This window comes from Methylocapsa polymorpha, assembly GCF_045689225.1.
GTDB lineage: Bacteria > Pseudomonadota > Alphaproteobacteria > Rhizobiales > Beijerinckiaceae > Methylocapsa > Methylocapsa polymorpha.
Window position 1 is genome coordinate 877,533 of the sequence record NZ_CP136862.1, and the last position, 15,318, is coordinate 892,850.

13 protein-coding genes are annotated in these 15,318 nt (G+C 61.0%); 7 read left to right on the forward strand and 6 right to left on the reverse strand.

Annotation, left to right across the window (positions count from 1 at the left end; all coding sequences use genetic code 11):
- Nucleotides 1-2 precede the first annotated feature (2 nt).
- Both RZS28_RS04145 and RZS28_RS04150 read left to right on the forward strand, forming a co-directional pair.
- Complete coding sequence (locus RZS28_RS04145; protein ID WP_407339991.1) at nt 3-1,133, forward strand: metallophosphoesterase family protein; 1,131 nt, start codon at nt 3-5, stop codon at nt 1,131-1,133.
- Nucleotides 1,134-1,317: 184 nt separating this feature from the next.
- The gene (locus tag RZS28_RS04150; RefSeq protein WP_407339993.1) at nt 1,318-1,998 is read left to right on the forward strand and encodes a c-type cytochrome; all 681 of its coding nucleotides are present in this window, start codon (nt 1,318-1,320) and stop codon (nt 1,996-1,998) included.
- Here RZS28_RS04150 and RZS28_RS04155 read toward each other — a convergent pair.
- Nucleotides 1,995-4,160, reverse strand: coding sequence for a malate synthase G (locus RZS28_RS04155; RefSeq protein WP_407339994.1), 2,166 nt, complete (start codon nt 4,158-4,160; stop codon nt 1,995-1,997). The two genes, RZS28_RS04150 and RZS28_RS04155, sit on opposite strands and share 4 nt — an antisense overlap.
- Nucleotides 4,161-4,671: 511 nt before the next feature.
- On the opposite strand from RZS28_RS04155, the gene RZS28_RS04160 reads away from it, so the two are divergent.
- Entirely contained in the window at nt 4,672-6,315 is a 1,644-nt protein-coding gene (locus tag RZS28_RS04160) for a B12-binding domain-containing radical SAM protein (RefSeq protein WP_407339996.1), read from the forward strand.
- A 99-nt stretch (nt 6,316-6,414) separates the two neighbouring features.
- On the opposite strand, the gene RZS28_RS04165 is transcribed toward RZS28_RS04160, so the two are convergent.
- From RZS28_RS04165 to guaB, 3 genes are read right to left on the reverse strand one after another with little or no spacing between them, the layout of a single operon-like run.
- Nucleotides 6,415-7,707 carry an RsmB/NOP family class I SAM-dependent RNA methyltransferase gene (locus RZS28_RS04165; RefSeq protein ID WP_407339998.1) on the reverse strand — a complete coding sequence of 431 codons (1,293 nt, stop codon included), beginning with the start codon at nt 7,705-7,707 and terminating at the stop codon, nt 6,415-6,417.
- The gene (locus tag RZS28_RS04170; protein ID WP_407340000.1) at nt 7,704-8,141 is read right to left on the reverse strand and encodes an MAPEG family protein; all 438 of its coding nucleotides are present in this window, start codon (nt 8,139-8,141) and stop codon (nt 7,704-7,706) included. Before RZS28_RS04170 ends, RZS28_RS04165 begins: the two co-directional genes overlap by 4 nt.
- A gap of 8 nt (nt 8,142-8,149) precedes the next feature.
- Nucleotides 8,150-9,640 carry an IMP dehydrogenase gene (gene guaB, locus RZS28_RS04175; RefSeq protein WP_407340002.1) on the reverse strand — a complete coding sequence of 497 codons (1,491 nt, stop codon included), beginning with the start codon at nt 9,638-9,640 and terminating at the stop codon, nt 8,150-8,152.
- 271 nt (nt 9,641-9,911) lie between these two features.
- On the opposite strand from guaB, the gene RZS28_RS04180 reads away from it, so the two are divergent.
- The 4 genes from RZS28_RS04180 to RZS28_RS04195 all read left to right on the forward strand — a co-directional run bounded on the left by RZS28_RS04180 (nt 9,912) and on the right by RZS28_RS04195 (nt 13,394).
- On the forward strand, nt 9,912-10,463 hold the full coding sequence (locus RZS28_RS04180) for a carboxymuconolactone decarboxylase family protein (protein ID WP_407340004.1): 552 nt from the start codon (nt 9,912-9,914) through the stop codon (nt 10,461-10,463).
- Nucleotides 10,464-10,531: 68 nt separating this feature from the next.
- Nucleotides 10,532-11,161 carry a pyridoxamine 5'-phosphate oxidase family protein gene (locus tag RZS28_RS04185; RefSeq protein ID WP_407340006.1) on the forward strand — a complete coding sequence of 210 codons (630 nt, stop codon included), beginning with the start codon at nt 10,532-10,534 and terminating at the stop codon, nt 11,159-11,161.
- Between the two features lie 109 nt (nt 11,162-11,270).
- Nucleotides 11,271-11,840, forward strand: coding sequence for a TetR/AcrR family transcriptional regulator (locus RZS28_RS04190; RefSeq protein ID WP_407340008.1), 570 nt, complete (start codon nt 11,271-11,273; stop codon nt 11,838-11,840).
- A 123-nt stretch (nt 11,841-11,963) separates the two neighbouring features.
- Nucleotides 11,964-13,394, forward strand: coding sequence for an MFS transporter (locus RZS28_RS04195; RefSeq protein WP_407340010.1), 1,431 nt, complete (start codon nt 11,964-11,966; stop codon nt 13,392-13,394).
- 117 nt (nt 13,395-13,511) lie between these two features.
- Here RZS28_RS04195 and RZS28_RS04200 read toward each other — a convergent pair whose 3' ends face one another.
- Both RZS28_RS04200 and RZS28_RS04205 read right to left on the reverse strand, forming a co-directional pair.
- A complete protein-coding gene (locus tag RZS28_RS04200) occupies nt 13,512-14,216 on the reverse strand; it encodes an RlmE family RNA methyltransferase (RefSeq protein WP_407340012.1) in 705 nt (234 codons plus the stop codon).
- 298 nt (nt 14,217-14,514) lie between these two features.
- Complete coding sequence (locus RZS28_RS04205; RefSeq protein WP_407340014.1) at nt 14,515-15,270, reverse strand: L,D-transpeptidase; 756 nt, start codon at nt 15,268-15,270, stop codon at nt 14,515-14,517.
- Nucleotides 15,271-15,318: the final 48 nt, after the last annotated feature.

Below are 15,318 nucleotides of genomic sequence, written 5' to 3' on the forward strand. Positions count from 1 at the left end.
CCATGGCGGGCGCGCATAAGAGCATCGAGACCAAGCATTACGAGGAACGGGCGTCCTTCTTCGGCGATCTCGCGCGGCTTGGCGCGCTGTCCCGGCGAGGCTTTCTCACCGTCGCCGGCGCCTCGGCCGGCATCGCCGCCGCGAAAGGGCTGATCACGCCGCAGAGCTTTCAGCTGGTCGAGATAGCGGCGGCGCAGGAGGCTGGGACGCCCGGCTTCACTTTCGCCTATGTTTCCGACACCCATCTTTACACGCGCAATGTAAACGATCGCTTCGTCCGCTCCGCCTTGAAGGCGGTGGAGGACGTCAACGCGATCGATCCTCAGCCGGATTTCGTCCTTTTCGGGGGCGACTTGGCCCAGCTCGGCCGGAAGGAGGAGCTCGATCTCGGCGCCGAGATCCTGAAGGAGCTGAAGGCGCCCTTGAAGATCATGGTCGGCGAGCACGACTGGTTCTTCGACATGGGCGAGCATTGGCGGGCCTTGTTCGGCGCGCCGCAATATTCCTTCGATCACAAGGGCGTGCATTTCGTAACGCTGATGAGCGTCCAGGAGAAGGATTTCTGGACCGCGCGCGGCATGACTCCGGCCGAACGGATGCAGACCGTGGCCGGGCTCGACAATGGCGTCCAGTCGCGCTTCGAGGTCGGCCCCGAAGGCCGCCAATGGCTGAAGAATGACCTGGCGAAAATCGACAGGAAGACGCCGATCGTCGTCTTCTCCCATTCGCCGCTCTACAAATACTACCGGAATTGGAATTTCTGGACTGACGACGCCGACGACGTTCAGGCCATTCTCGCCGGCTTCGACAATGTGACCGTGATCCACGGCCACACCCATCAAATGCTTCTCAACCGCATCGGCAACATCAATTTTTATGGCCTGCTCTCGACGGCCTGGCCATGGCCCTACGCGCCAGAAGGATTGCCGAAGCTCACCGTCCAGATGAACCGAGCCGATCCATTCAACGCCTTCGACGGATGCGGCGATGGCCAGCTCAGCGTGCTGACGTCTGGAATGGTCGACAAGGTCTACAGCCTGTGGAATCGCAATCCGGTCACCGTCCATTCCAGCTATCTGGTCTCGAACGGCGCCAAAGATCGTCCGCCGGCGACGACGCTCGCCAGTTTCTAGAGCATTTTCAAGCGAAGTGGATACCGGTTCGCATGAAGAAAGTGCGAAAAAACCTAGAGCATGTCATTGAAAAAGTTGATCGACTCTTTCGACGCTCACATGCGCCAGCTCTTTGAATTTGAGCAATTCCCTTTCGATCATGTGAATCCGCGCGATCGGGAAGCGCTTTAAGGGAGACGATGGTATGCGCCTATCCTACACTGTCGCCCTCGCGCTCGGCCTCGGCGCCGCCGGCCCCGCCCTTGCCGACGATCTGCCGCGTCACGCTCTGCCGCTGTCTCAGAACGGCGACCTCGTGGTCGGGCTTTGCGACGGCGAAACATCAATCGAGGTGCAAGGCGTCAAGCCCGGCGAGCCCATGACGCGCGAGCAAGCGCAGAAGGTCGCCGACTCGCTTATGCAAGAATGGCGGCGCAAGCACCCCGATCGCGAATGGCAGGTCGCCGCCGCCGAGGGCGCGGGCGGGCCGCCATCGGCCGCGACGGCCACTCCTCCTCCTTCCGCAGGCCAGTTCCAGACTTATGGCGCCTATACCGAGCGCGACAAGCAGATCTGGCAGGACTCAACCGACAAGCTGGTGGCGGAAGGCAAGCGCATTTTTCACGACGCCAAGGCGCTCGGCGGCACAGACGCCATCTCCTGCGACATGTGCCACCCGGACGCCTCGAACACCCATCCTGAGACCTATCCGAAATTCCAGGTTCAATTGGGCCGCGTCGCGCTGCTTCGCGACATGATCAACTGGTGCATCGAGAACCCGGTTCGCGGCAAGCCTTTCGCCGATGACGATCCGCGCCTGAAGGCTCTCGAAGCCTACATCCTGGCGCAGCGGAAAGGCTTCGCCTTGGACTACGGCAAGCACTAGCCGGGGGTTTTCGCCTCGCGCCGCTTGGCGTGGAGAATCCATTCGGTATAGCCGTTTTTCTGGTCGCGCCCTTTGAAGATCAGATCCGCCGCCGCCGTGAACGCCGGGCCGTCGAAGCTTGGCGCCATCGGCCGATAAAGCGGATCGTCGGCATTCTGCCTATCGACCACCGCAGCCATCCGCTTCAGCGTCGCCTCCACCTGCTCCGGCGCGACGACGCCATGATGGAGCCAATTGGCGACATGCTGGCTTGAGATCCGCAAGGTGGCGCGATCCTCCATCAGGCCGACGTCATGGATGTCGGGCACTTTCGAACAGCCGATCCCCTGATCGATCCAGCGCACGACATAGCCCAGAATGCCCTGACAATTATTGTCGAGCTCCTCCTGAATATCGTCCGGCGCAAAATTGACCCTGACGACAGGGATCGTAAGCATTTTAGCAAGGGGGGCCAGCGCGCGTTTTTTCAGCTCCTTCTGCCGGCTTGCCACATCGACCTTGTGATAGTGAATCGCATGGAGAGCAGCGGCCGTCGGCGACGGCACCCAGGCGGTGTTCGCGCCGGCCAAAGGGTGGGCGATCTTTTGCGCCAGCATGTCCGCCATCAGATCCGGGGCGGCCCACATGCCTTTGCCGATCTGCGCGCGTCCGGGCAGGCCGCAGGCGAGGCCTATGTCGACATTTGAATCCTCATAGGCCGCGATCCAGGCCGTCGCTTTCATCTCGTTCTTGCGGATCATCGGGCCGGCTTCCATCGAGGTGTGGATCTCGTCGCCGGTGCGGTCGAGGAAGCCGGTATTGATGAAAAACACGCGATCCGCCGCGGCTTCGATGCAAGCCTTCAGATTGAGGCTGGTGCGGCGCTCCTCATCCATGATCCCCATTTTCAGCGTATGCCGCGGCAGCCGCAGAATGTCCTCGACGCGGCCGAAAAGCTCGTTGGCGAGCGCGACTTCCGCCGGCCCATGCAGCTTCGGCTTCACGATATAGACCGAGCCGCTGCGGCTGTTGCGTAGGCGATCGTCCGCGCGCTTCTTCAGATCGTGGATCGCGATGAGCGTGGTGACGGCGGCGTCGACGATTGTCTCCGGCACAGGCCGTCCCTCGGCGTCGAGAACGGCGTCGGTCTCGATGTGATGCCCGACATTGCGCACCAGCAACAGGCTGCGCCCGTGCAAGACCATCGGCGCGCCCTCCCGATCGACATAGGTGCGATCCTCGGCCAGCCTACGTTCGACGATAAGCCCCTTCTTCTCCAGAGAAGCGCTCAGGGTTCCCTTCATCAGCCCGAGCCAGTTTCGATAGACTCCGACCTTATCGACGGCGTCCACCGCCGCGACGCTATCCTCGAGATCGATGATCGTGCTGAGCGCCGCTTCGAGGACGACATCGGCGACGCCGGCTTTGCTCTCCGCCCCGACCAGGCTGCCGTGATCAATATGGAGCTCGATATGCAGGCCGTGCTGGCGCAGCAGCACAACGAACGAGTCCGGCGACGTTTTCTTATATCCGGCGAACCGGCCGGGGTGGCGCAGCCTTGTCTCCAGGCCATTATCGAGCGTTGCGACGAGTTCGCCATTTGCAACCCTATAATCGACGACCGCCTTGTGGGGACCGCCCGCGAGCGGCGTCACCTCGTCGAGAAAACCGCGAACCCATTCGATCACCCGCGCGCCGCGCAGCTTGTTATAGCCTTTGCCGCGCTCCGCCCCGTTCGTCTCAGGAATGACATCCGTGCCATAGAGCGCGTCATAAAGGCTGCCCCAGCGCGCATTCGCCGCATTGAGGGCATAGCGGGCGTTTGAGGCCGGCACGACGAGCTGAGGCCCCGAAACCCTGGCGACCTCTAGGACGTTTTCCGTGCGAATCGTGAAATCACCCGGCTCCCGATCGAGATAGCCGATCTCGCGCAGAAAGGCCTCATAGGCGGCCGCATCATGCGGCTCTCTCGCGTGGGCGCGGTGATATTGGTCGATCTTTTCCTGCAGCTCGCCGCGAAACCGCAATTGATCGCGAATGCGGGGCGCAAAATCCCTGATCAGCCCGGATATTCCAGTCCAGAATTGACCGGCGTCGATGTCTGTCCCCGGCAAGACCTCATCGCGAATAAAATCATGCAAATCCTTCGCGACGCCGATTTCTCCGAATTGCGCATAAGCCATCTACATCTCGTCTGTTCGAGGATCGCCGTTCCTTCGCCGGAGCCGAACCGATTTCGCGGAATGTTTTGCGACCTGCATGATCGGAAGAAATCGGCTCATCCCTCCCAGGTTGCAAACAGTTGGCTGCTGATGCGGCGCGCGGCCGCCTCAACGGACCAGCTCTCGCGCGTCTCCTCCTTGATTTGGTCTTTTTCATCGCCTCAAACTTCGCCCTGTGCCGGACTTGGCTGAGACGAGGCGAAGCCAAGGCCTCGCGTTGGAGATCCATATAGCTCGCGCGCGGAATAAGGCCAGATGGGCAATCGCCGCGGCGAAAACAATCGTCGCGCCTCTTGCCCGAATTAAACGCAGTCAATCTTGCGTTTAGTACGAAATCCAGATCTAATTTAGCTGGACTTTCTATTGAACTTTTAAATTGAGCATAGCTTACAGCGAAGCTTTTGCGAGAGTGAAATTTCCATCGTCAGTAATGTAAATAGTATAATTCTACAATCAGATTATGGGGGACAGCATGGACATTAACGATCTGCACCCAAGTAAACTCATAAATAATATACTAAAAACTATAGTCGTGCGGCTTGAAGATTCCGATGCTTGGAGAAAAATCAGCAAGCGCATGTCTGGCGCGAGCGGCATGGACATCTTGGTCGTTCATCCGCAGTACCCTGGGAATCCCGCCATTCGGTATATGCCGCTGGGCCTCGCGATGGTGGCCGCTGTCGCGGAGCGAGAAGGCCATAATGTGCGAGTGCTCGATCTCCACAATCAGTCCTTGCCCTACTCGGCTCTAGAAGACGAATTGTCGAAGAAACACTACCCGCTGATCATGGCGGGCGGTTTCGCTATGCAAGTCCACGCGATGCGCGAGATCGTGCGGCGCGTGCGCCGCTTGTCTGTAGGAAGCCGGGTGCTGCTCGGCGGGGTCGGCGTGAGCGATACGCCGGAACTTGTGTTGGATTATACGGGCGCCGACGCGGTATGCACCCATGAGGCCGAGCTTGTTCTTCCCGATATTCTGCGCGCGGTGAAGGAAGGCCGGTCGTTCGATGATTGCTCCGGCATTGTCTTTCGCGCGGGCGAGGAGATCGTAAGGAGGCCGGGAGGATCTATTCCGGAGGATCTCGACCAATTGCCCTATCCCGCCTACCATCTCTTCGACATAGATCGCATCGCTCCTAAATCCTACAATGGTTGGGGAGCAAAAAAATCAATACACCTCATGACGTCGCGAGGGTGTCCGTTTCAGTGCACCTTCTGCATCAACTCACTCTTGAACGATCGCGAATATAAAGCGGAGAGCTTCGGCGCGGACTTCGTCGGCAGCAAAAAGGCGCTGCGTCATCGCTCTCCGGACTCCGTGATCAAGGAGATCGACTTTCTTCGTCATCGCTATGGCATTACGGATTTTCACTTCGCGGACGAAGAGTTCATTACACATAAAGACCATCTGCTCCGGATGTGCGCCGCTTTGAAAAAAGCGAACGTCACTTGGTCGACCTCGGCGCGCGCCGACTGGGCTTCGGAGGAGAAGCTGGCGGCCATGAAGGACGCCGGTTGTCGATACATTATTTTTGGGATCGAGTCGGGTAGTCAGACGATCGTCGATCTAATGGGAAAGAAAGCCAAGGTCGCTCGCGTCGCCGAGGGAATCGTGAACTGCTACAAGGTGGGCATGCGGTTTATCCCGAATTTCATGATTGGTTACCCTGGCGAAACGACGGAGACGATCAGGGAATCGGTGGCCTTTTGCAAGGCGCTGAAAATTCGGTTCTCTCCAGCCTTCGTGACGCTGTTTCCCAACTCGAGTCTGTTCCACGGGAACAAGCATAAAGTAACCGATTGGGAAAGCTATTATTCGACCCTGTCGAACATGGACTTCAATTCCTCCATACTCATGAACCTGAGCGATGTTCCCGACGAGGAGTTGAAATCGTTGAAGGCATGGGGCGAAAGCGAGTGCGAATCGCTTGCTGTGCAAGAATATGGCGTTGATTTCAGCCCAAAGATTCATAAAGACCGCTGGCGTTCCTTGCCTCCACGCTCCGGCCCGCCGCTAACCGAGGTTCCCATATTCCTCCAGCAAAAGGCGGGACGCCTCGCTAAGGCGGATGGTTTCGACGAGTCGCTGAAGGAGCTTCAACATAGTGCGGACTAACGATCCGATCTATTGAGCAAGTTCCGTCTCCACTTTCACCCATCATGGCTTGTCGTAACGCGTGATCCCGAAAACTCCGCAAGTTTTTGGGATCACGCTTTAGCTCCGCACGAGCATGGCGATGAAGAAACCGTCGGTCTCGCTTGTCAGGGGCGTGAGGCGCAGGCCTTCGCCGAACCGCGACGCAAATGCGACGAGGCCCGGCAATTCGGCCTGTTCCGCCATGTCTCGCGCCGGCAGGCTCTTGAACTCGGGATGGGCGGCGAGAAACGCCGCTAGCCTGTCTTCGTTCTCCTCACGCAGGACCGAGCAGGTGACATAAAGAATGCGCCCGCGGGGCTTCACGAAGCGCGCCGCCTCGACAAGCGCCTGATCCTGATCCGCGATCCGCTGATCGAGCGCGCCGGGCCTCACCCGCCATTTGGCGTCGGGATTGCGCCGCCATGCGCCGGTTCCGGTGCAGGGCGCGTCGACAAGGACAAGATCGCAGCGCCCTTCAAGGTCGGAGAGCCCCTCCCCGCCGCGGCGCTGCGGGCGAACCTGAACATTGCGAGCGCCGGCGCGTTCGAGCCGCGCATAGATCGGCATGAGCCTGCGCCCGTCGCTGTCCGTCGCGTAGATCTGGCCCTTGTTCTGCATCAAGGCGGCGAGCGCCAACGTCTTGCCGCCGGCCCCCGCGCAAAGATCGAGCGCCTGTTCGCCGGGCTTCGCCGCGGCGAGAAGAGCCGCAAGCTGCGAGGCCTCGTCCTGAATTTCGACGAGGCCTTTGACATAGGCTGGCTCTGCGGCGAGCGCCGGGCCGCGTCCGTCAGAGGTCAAGGGCAAGCGAAGCCCTAAAGGCGATAGGGGCGTCGGCTGCGGCTGCAGATGGGCCAGGCTCGCAAGCGCCTTGTCGCGCGTCCCCTTCAGCGTATTGACGCGGAGATCGAGCGGCGCGCGGGCGGCGAGCGCGCTCGCCTCGGCGACAGCGGCCTCGCCGAAGACGGCGATGAAGGAAGGCTCGAGCCATTCAGGGAAATCGCCGGCGACATGCACAGGCGCGCCTGCGAGATCAGCCGAGGCGAGACGTTCGGATTCTGCTTCGGTAAGAGTCGAAGGCGCATGCGCTTGGCCTGTGCAGAGCGCCGCAATCTCATCGACGCTCATGCCGCGAACCTGCCGCATGGCGCCGAGCATTATGGCGCGCGGCGTCTCGACGCCCATGATGAAGGCCGAGGACGCGCGCCGGCGCAGCGCGTCAAAGACGAGCGTTCCGATGGCGGAACGGTCCTTGGAGCCAGCGAAGCGATGCGAGAGGCCCCAATCCTTCAAGGCGTCGGCGGCAGGCCTGCGCCGCGCTTCAATATCATCCAGAACTTCAATCGCCGCGGCGACGCGCGCGCCGGGCGTCATAGGACTCCAAAAGCAGAAGGAAAGAGAATGCGGATCGCGAAGATCGCCCACATCAGGAACAGCACGATCACGCCGAACATATAAAGCTGGCCCCGCGTCGGAACATGATTGGAGGTCGTGTGAACGAAAGCCTGCGCAATGCGGCTCGCGACGAACAGCCACTCCATGACGACGAAGGCGAAGTCAGCCTTCTTGGTCGCGAGCGCCAGCACCACCAGGACGTAGAATAAAATCGGCGCCTCGAATTGATTTTGGAACGCCTGGCTCACCTGCTGCGCCCGACCGGGCCAAGGCGTTTGCTTCAAGGCGATGTCGCGCCAATGCAATTGCCCGCGCCGAAAAACGCCGCGGCGCTCCGTCGCCATCCAGAAGCCGAGAAGAAACGTAAGGCCGACCTGGACGAAGAGCGGCAGAAGAATCGTTTGGAGAGTCATGAGGCTCCTCACACTCCGGTCGGATAGTTGGGGCTCTCTCGCGTGATTGCGACGTCATGCACGTGGCTTTCGCGCAGGCTCGCCGCCGAGATGCGAACGAAGCTCGCCCGGGCCTGGAACTCCTCGACAGTCGCCGCGCCGACATAGCCCATGGCGGCGCGCAGGCCGCCCGCCAATTGATGCACGATCGCGCCGATCGGGCCGCGATAGGGCACCTGCCCTTCGACGCCTTCGGGCACCAGCTTCAAATGGTCCTTGATGTCCTGCTGGAAATAGCGGTCGGCGGAGCCGCGCGCCATCGCGCCGACGGAGCCCATGCCGCGATAGGATTTGAAGGAGCGGCCCTGGTAGAGATAGACCTCGCCGGGGCTCTCGTCGGTTCCGGCGAAGAGCGAGCCGATCATGGCGCTATCGGCGCCGGCGGCGATCGCCTTGGCGAGATCGCCGGAATATTTGATGCCGCCATCGGCGATGACCGGGACGTTGGAGGCGCGCGCGGCTTCGGCGCAATCCATGATGGCGGTGAGCTGCGGAACGCCGACGCCGGCGACTATGCGCGTCGTGCAGATCGAGCCTGGGCCGATGCCGACCTTGATCGCGTCGGCGCCGGCGTCGATCAGCGCCTTGGCGCCGTCGGCCGTCGCCACATTTCCGGCGATAAGGGCGACCTTGTTCGACGCCCGCTTCAGCCGCCCGACCTGATCCAGCACGGATTGCGAATGGCCATGCGCGGTGTCGACCACGATGCAATCGACTCCGGCGTCGATCAGCATCAGCGCGCGCTCGAAACCATGGTCGCCGACCGTTGACGCCGCGGCGACCCTGAGGCGGCCCTCGGCATCCTTGCAGGCGTCCGGATGCAAGGTCGCCTTTTCCATATCCTTGACGGTAACGAGGCCGACGCAGCGAAAGTCCTCATCGACGACGATCAGCTTTTCGAGTCGGTGCTGATGCAGGAGCCGCCGCGCCTCGTCCTGGCTCACCCCTTCGCGGACGGTAATCAGCGCCTTCGTCATCAGCTCGGAAACCGGCTGCAATGGATTGTCGGCGAATCTCACGTCGCGGTTGGTCAGGATGCCGCAAAGCCTCGCCGGCTTGCCGCCCGGACCGCGCTCGACGACCGGAATCCCGGAAATGCCGTGCTGGCGCATGAGCGCCAGGGCGTCGGCGAGCGTTTCGTCCGGAAAGATCGTGATCGGATTGACCACCATGCCGCTTTCGAAGCGTTTCACCTTGCGGACTTCCTCCGCCTGCTCGGACGGATCGAGATTGCGATGAATGACCCCAATCCCGCCGGCCTGCGCCATGGCGATGGCGAGCCGCGCCTCGGTCACCGTGTCCATGGCCGAGGACACAAGCGGAATGTTCAAGCTGATCGTCGAGGTGAGCCGCGTCTTGAGCTCGACCGCGCTGGGCAAGACCAGGGAATGGCCCGGCTGAAGAAGCACATCGTCGAAGGTGAGCGCTTCGGCGAGCGGGGGTCTTTTTATGAGAGTCAAATGTCAACTCCGTAATTTGCCTCGGGCGGAGAGGCCGCCGGAGCCTGTGCGGGGAGCGATTCTCGCGGAAATCGCATCGACCGAGAGTTGCCGGCGGCTCTTAGCACGCATGTGACGAAGCGCAAAGGAGAGACCGGCGAATCGCGTAGCCAGAAGGTTGGCGGAAAACCCACTTGACTATGTACCGAACGTTCGGTACATAGATGTCCAGCCGCTCATGACGGCATTCAAGCCAGCTTTCGCACCAACCGCCTACGCAAGGAGATCGATCATGTCGCGTATCCCAACTCCCACTTCAATCGACGAAGTCCCCGTTTCAGCCAAGCCATTGCTGGAGGCCGTGAACAGCAAATTCGGCAAAGTCCCAAATATGTTCCGGCTTTTAGCCACGAGCCCGCAAGCGCTTGAAGGCTATCACGGCCTCAATGGCGCGCTCGCAAAGGGTAAGCTCAACGCCGCAACGCGCGAAAGAATCGCGCTCGCCGTGGCGAATGTGAACGGATGCACCTATTGCAATTCCGCGCACGCCTATTTTGCAGCCAATTTGGCCATGCTCGACGCCGCCGAGATCGCCGCCAATCGGGACGGGCGATCAAATGATCCGAAGGCCGACGCCGCCGTCCGCTTGGCCCGAAAGATCGCGGCGGAACGGGGCTCAGTCACTGACGCCGACCTGCAGTCTGTTCGGTTAGCGGGTTATTCCGACGCCGAAATCATCGAAATCGTGGTCAATGTCGCGCTTAATGTGCTGACCAATTACGTGAATGACGTCTTCAAGACCGATGTGGACTTCCCGGTCGCGGAAGCGCGTCGGGCGGCCTAAAAAGCATAATCCGCAAAAATGGGAGCCCGGCCGTGATTTCGGGCGGGCTCGAACGTAAGAGAGAAACCATGTCAACGCCATCGAGCGACATAGCCTTTAGCCCAAGCGTGAAGGCGATCCAAGAGCGTCGGGGATCACGCAGCGCCTATGCCAAAACCGAGCTGCGCGGTGGGTTTAACGTCGAGATCACGCCGGCGCTCTCGGCTTTCCTTAGCGAGATCGATACGGCCTATCTCGCGACGGCGAGTGCTGTTGGGCAGCCCTATGCGCAACATCGCGGCGGTCCCAAGGGTTTCATAAAGGTCCTCGATTCCCGCACGCTCGCCTTTGCGGATTTCGCTGGCAACCGCCAATATGTCACACTTGGCAACCTCGCCGAGAATGATCGCGCATTTCTGTTTCTCATGGACTATGAGAACCGGCGAAGGGTGAAAGTCTGGGGCCGCGCGAAAGTCGTCGAAAACGACGCCGCCTTAATCAACCAATTGACGCCTAAAGGTTACAGAGCCAGGCCGGAACAGGCGATTTTAATCGCGGTCGAGGCCTGGGACGTCAATTGCTCTCAGCACATTCCGCGAAAAATCGACGCCGAAGAGGCCTCAGCCGCCATTCATCAGATCCAAAAGCAAATCGCTGCGCTCACCGCCGAAAACGCCCGCCTGCGCGACCCTCTTTTGGTCGCGCAAAAGATCCATTAAGCAAGATTTGCGCCGCGCAGAGCCGCCCATCCGGTCGGAGCGCTCCGCCCCCGCGATCGCGCTTCACGACGACCGAGCGCGCCGAGGATGAAGAATATATGATGGCTCGATGACCACCGGCGCCCCGTCGCCTCCCCGCTCGCGCGAGGAGATCATTCTTCGCTTGTTCGACCTTTTCCGGCGGGCCGGCTATGAAGGCGTGTCAATCGGCGAGATTTCGCATGCGACGGGACTTGGCAAATCGAGCCTTTATCACCATTTCCCGGGCGGGAAGGCAGATATGGCGGCCGCCGTCGTGGCCTTCGCCAAGGCTTGGATGGAGGCGCGTATTCTCGCCCCATTGCGGGCCGCAATCCCCCTGGCGGATCGCGTTGATTTGATGCTGGCGGCGATCAGCGAACTTTATGATGGCGGCGCGGCGCCCTGTCTCGTCGCCAGCATGCTGCTTAGCCGCGGCCGCGATCCGATCGACGCCGACGTCGGCGCGCTCATCTGCGACTGGATTGACGCCCTTGCGAGGGCGCTGCGCCATTCCGGCATAAGCCCAAACGAGGCGGTCGAGCGCGCCACCTCGGCCATCATAACGATCGAAGGGGCTTTGATCGTTGCGCGCGCTGCGGAGCGACTCGACATCTTCGGGGACGCAATTGATCGAGCGCGCCGGACTCTCATCGCCTGATGCCTGGCTGTCGTCGATATCTCGCCTTGTAAGGACGCGGCTGAGCCATCAAAAAGCCGGCTCCGCTGACGACGGACGAGCCTTTCGCAAGCCAGCAATGAGACGACGCAAGGAACCGTGCATTTGCCTCGATATTTGATCACTGCGCTGATTGTCGCATGCGCCTTGTTCATGGAAAATCTCGATGCGACGGTCATTTCCACGTCATTGCCGGCCATCGCGCTGGATCTCCACGAAGATCCGATCTCCCTCAAGCTCACTTTGATGTCCTATCTGGTGTCGCTCGCGGTTTTCATTCCAGCGAGCGGCTGGGCGGCGGACCGGTTCGGCGCGCGGACCATTTTCCGCCTCGCCATCCTCGTCTTCACCTTGGGCTCTATCTCCTGCGGCTTATCCAGCACTTTGCCCGGGCTTGTCAGCGCCCGCGTCGTTCAAGGTCTCGGCGGCGCGATGATGACGCCGGTCGGCAGGCTTTTGCTCTTGCGCTCCGTCGAACGATCCGATCTCGTGCGCGCGCTTTCCTACCTGACCGTTCCCGCGCTGCTCGGGCCGATCGCCGGGCCGCTGCTCGGCGGCTTCATCACCACTTATTTTCACTGGCGCTGGATTTTCTGGATCAATGTGCCGATCGGAATCGTCGGGATCATCCTGGCGACCGCCTTCATTGAGGATGTGCGCGAAGAGACCTCATGGCCGCTCGACGTGACCGGGTTTCTTTTCTCCGGCCTTGGGCTCGCTTCGCTTATTTTCGGACTCGCCACGGCGGGACGCGGCTTTGCTCCGCTTGACGTCACGATCGCGCTGGTCGGCTTCGGCGCCCTGTTCTTGACCGCCTATGTTTTTCATGCGCGCCGCGCGGCCTTTCCTTTGCTCGACCTCTCGCTGCTTTCGGTCCAGACCTTTCGCGCGAGCGTCACCGGCGGCTCCCTGTTCCGCATCGGCATCGGATCGATCCCTTTCCTTCTGCCGCTCATGCTGCAAATGAGCTTCGGCATGAATCCCTTTCAATCCGGGTCGATCACTTTCGTCGCCTCGGCCGGCGCCATGCTGATGAAAACCACGGCCGGCCCGATCCTGCGACTCTTCGGCTTTCGCCGCGTGCTCATCTCCACCGCGATCTTGAGCGCCGGCTTCCTCGCCTGCTACGGCCTCTTCACGCCGACGACGCCGCTGATGCTCATGATGAGCGTATTATTCATCGGCGGCTTTTTCCGGTCGCTTGAATTTACAAGCCTCAATGCGATCGTCTATGCCGAGATCGAGCCCGCGAAAATGAGCCGGGCGGTCAGCTTCGCCTCGGTCGCGCAGCAATTGTCGCTGAGCCTTGGCATTGCGGTCGGCGCCGGCGCGCTCCAGGGCGTCGGCCGCTTCAGCGGCGGCGCCGATCCTTTCGCTGCCGAGAATTTCAAATGGGCCTTTGCAGCGATGGCGCTCGTCTCGCTAAGCTCTGTCTTGACATTCTTGCGCCTGCCGGCGGATGCCGGATCGGAGCTCACGCCCCGCCGCGCCAAGGAGGCGCAGCCTCTCAATCAGAAGGCCAGCGCCGACCGCTAGAGCATGTCCCGAAAAAGTGGACCCGGTTTTTCGATAAGGACATGCTCCAACTCTTTGACTGAGCCAGTCCTTGTCGATCATGTGACTCCAGGTGATCGGGACGCGCTCTAAGCCGCATCAGTCCTTGGCGCCGCGGAAGCCCGTCGCAAGAACATAAAGCTCGGCCGAATCGGCGCGGCTCGCTTGCGGCTTGACGTGGCGCACTGTCGCAAATTCGCGCTTCAGGCGGGCGAGCAGTTCTGTCTCCGTGCCGCCCTGGATCACCTTGGCGAGAAACGCCCCGCCCTCGGCGAGAACGTCGCAGGCGAAATCGGCGGCAAGCTCGACGAGGCCGATGATGCGCAAATGATCGGTCTTCTTATGTCCGGTCGCGTTCGCAGCCATGTCGGAAAGGACCACGTCGGCCTTGCCGTCGAGCCATTCCATGAGCCGCTGGGGCGCATCCGGCTCGAGAAAATCCATGACCTTGAATTCGACGCCAGGCGGCGGCTCCATCTCGAGGAGATCGATGCCGATGACCCTGCCCTTGCCCTGATCCGCGCCGACCTTGTGCGCGGCCACCTGCGACCAGCCTCCGGGCGCAGCGCCAAGATCGACAACTCTCTGGCCGGGCTTCAAAAAATGATAGCGCTCGTCGATCTCGATCAGCTTATACGCGGCGCGCGAGGCGTAGCCCTCCCGCTTGGCCCGCGCCACATAGGGATCGTTCAGCTGGCGCTCAAGCCACAGGGTCGAGGAAAGCGAGCGCTTGCGCGCGGTCTTGACCCGCGTCTTGAGCGACCGCCCGCCTTCGCGGCCGGATGAAGGGTTTGATCCTGTCAAGGAGAGATCCGAGGTGAAGCGCCGAATGTCAGCTTTATAGCGTCGGCCTTCACAAGTCGCGTAGAGTTTTGGCGGAGGCGCTATTTAAATTTACGGATGGATCGTTTTGCGTCGCCGCATTTGAAACGAAACCGTCTTTAGATCTTTAGCGAGCTGAAGGTCGCCAAACAGACATTCGCTAATTTAATGCAGGCAAGTTCGCGCTGCATATTCTCTTACGCAACGAACGCGCGATCGAAGGCGACCCTGCGACGCTGACGGCGCGACAAGGTTTTAGGTGAACGAGCCGCCGCATGCCTCAGGCGTGCGTGGGGCTCGCAGCTTGCGCGCCCGAGTACGAAAGCACCACGACGCGCGCGCCGAGCGCTGTCTTCTGGTAGAGATCCATCACATCCTGGTTGATCATGCGAATGCAACCGGAGGAGAAGCTCTGCCCAATGGTCCAGGGCTCATTCGTGCCATGGATGCGATACAACGTATCTTGGTTCCCTTGCCAGAGATACATGGCGCGGGCGCCGAGAGGGTTGGCGGGGCTGCCGTGCATGCCAATCCCGCTTTGCAGCTCAACCATTTCTTTCATGAGATCCGGCCTTCGGTCGAGCATTTCCTTGGGCGGATACCAGTCCGGCCACTCCTGCTTGCTCTTGATCCGCGCCTCGCCCGACCAGCCGAACCCCTCGCGTCCGACCCCAACGCCATAGCGGGTCGCCCGTCCGCCATCTTCCACATGGTAGAGGAGGTGATTGCCGGGATCGACCACGATCGTGCCCGGCGATTCCTTGGTCGCGTAGGCGATATTCGCGCGGAGAAACGCCGAATTGACCTGGCCGGCATTGAATGCGGGAACGGTGAAGCCGCCGTCGTTGAGCTCCGCATAGATCGCAGAGTAATTCGCCTGGACGGTATCCGCCGCGTCGGCGCGCGAGGCCGACGGCTGGGGCGGAATCGCGGCGTTTGCCGCGGGATTCGGGTTTGTGTTGACGCACCCGGCAAGGCAGGCTGCGGAGGAAGCGGAAGCTCCGGCGATCATTTTGCGGCGGCTGAGCAAAAACATCTTGGGACCCAATCGAAAATGGGTTGGCGCGATTTTCATTTTGTAAAG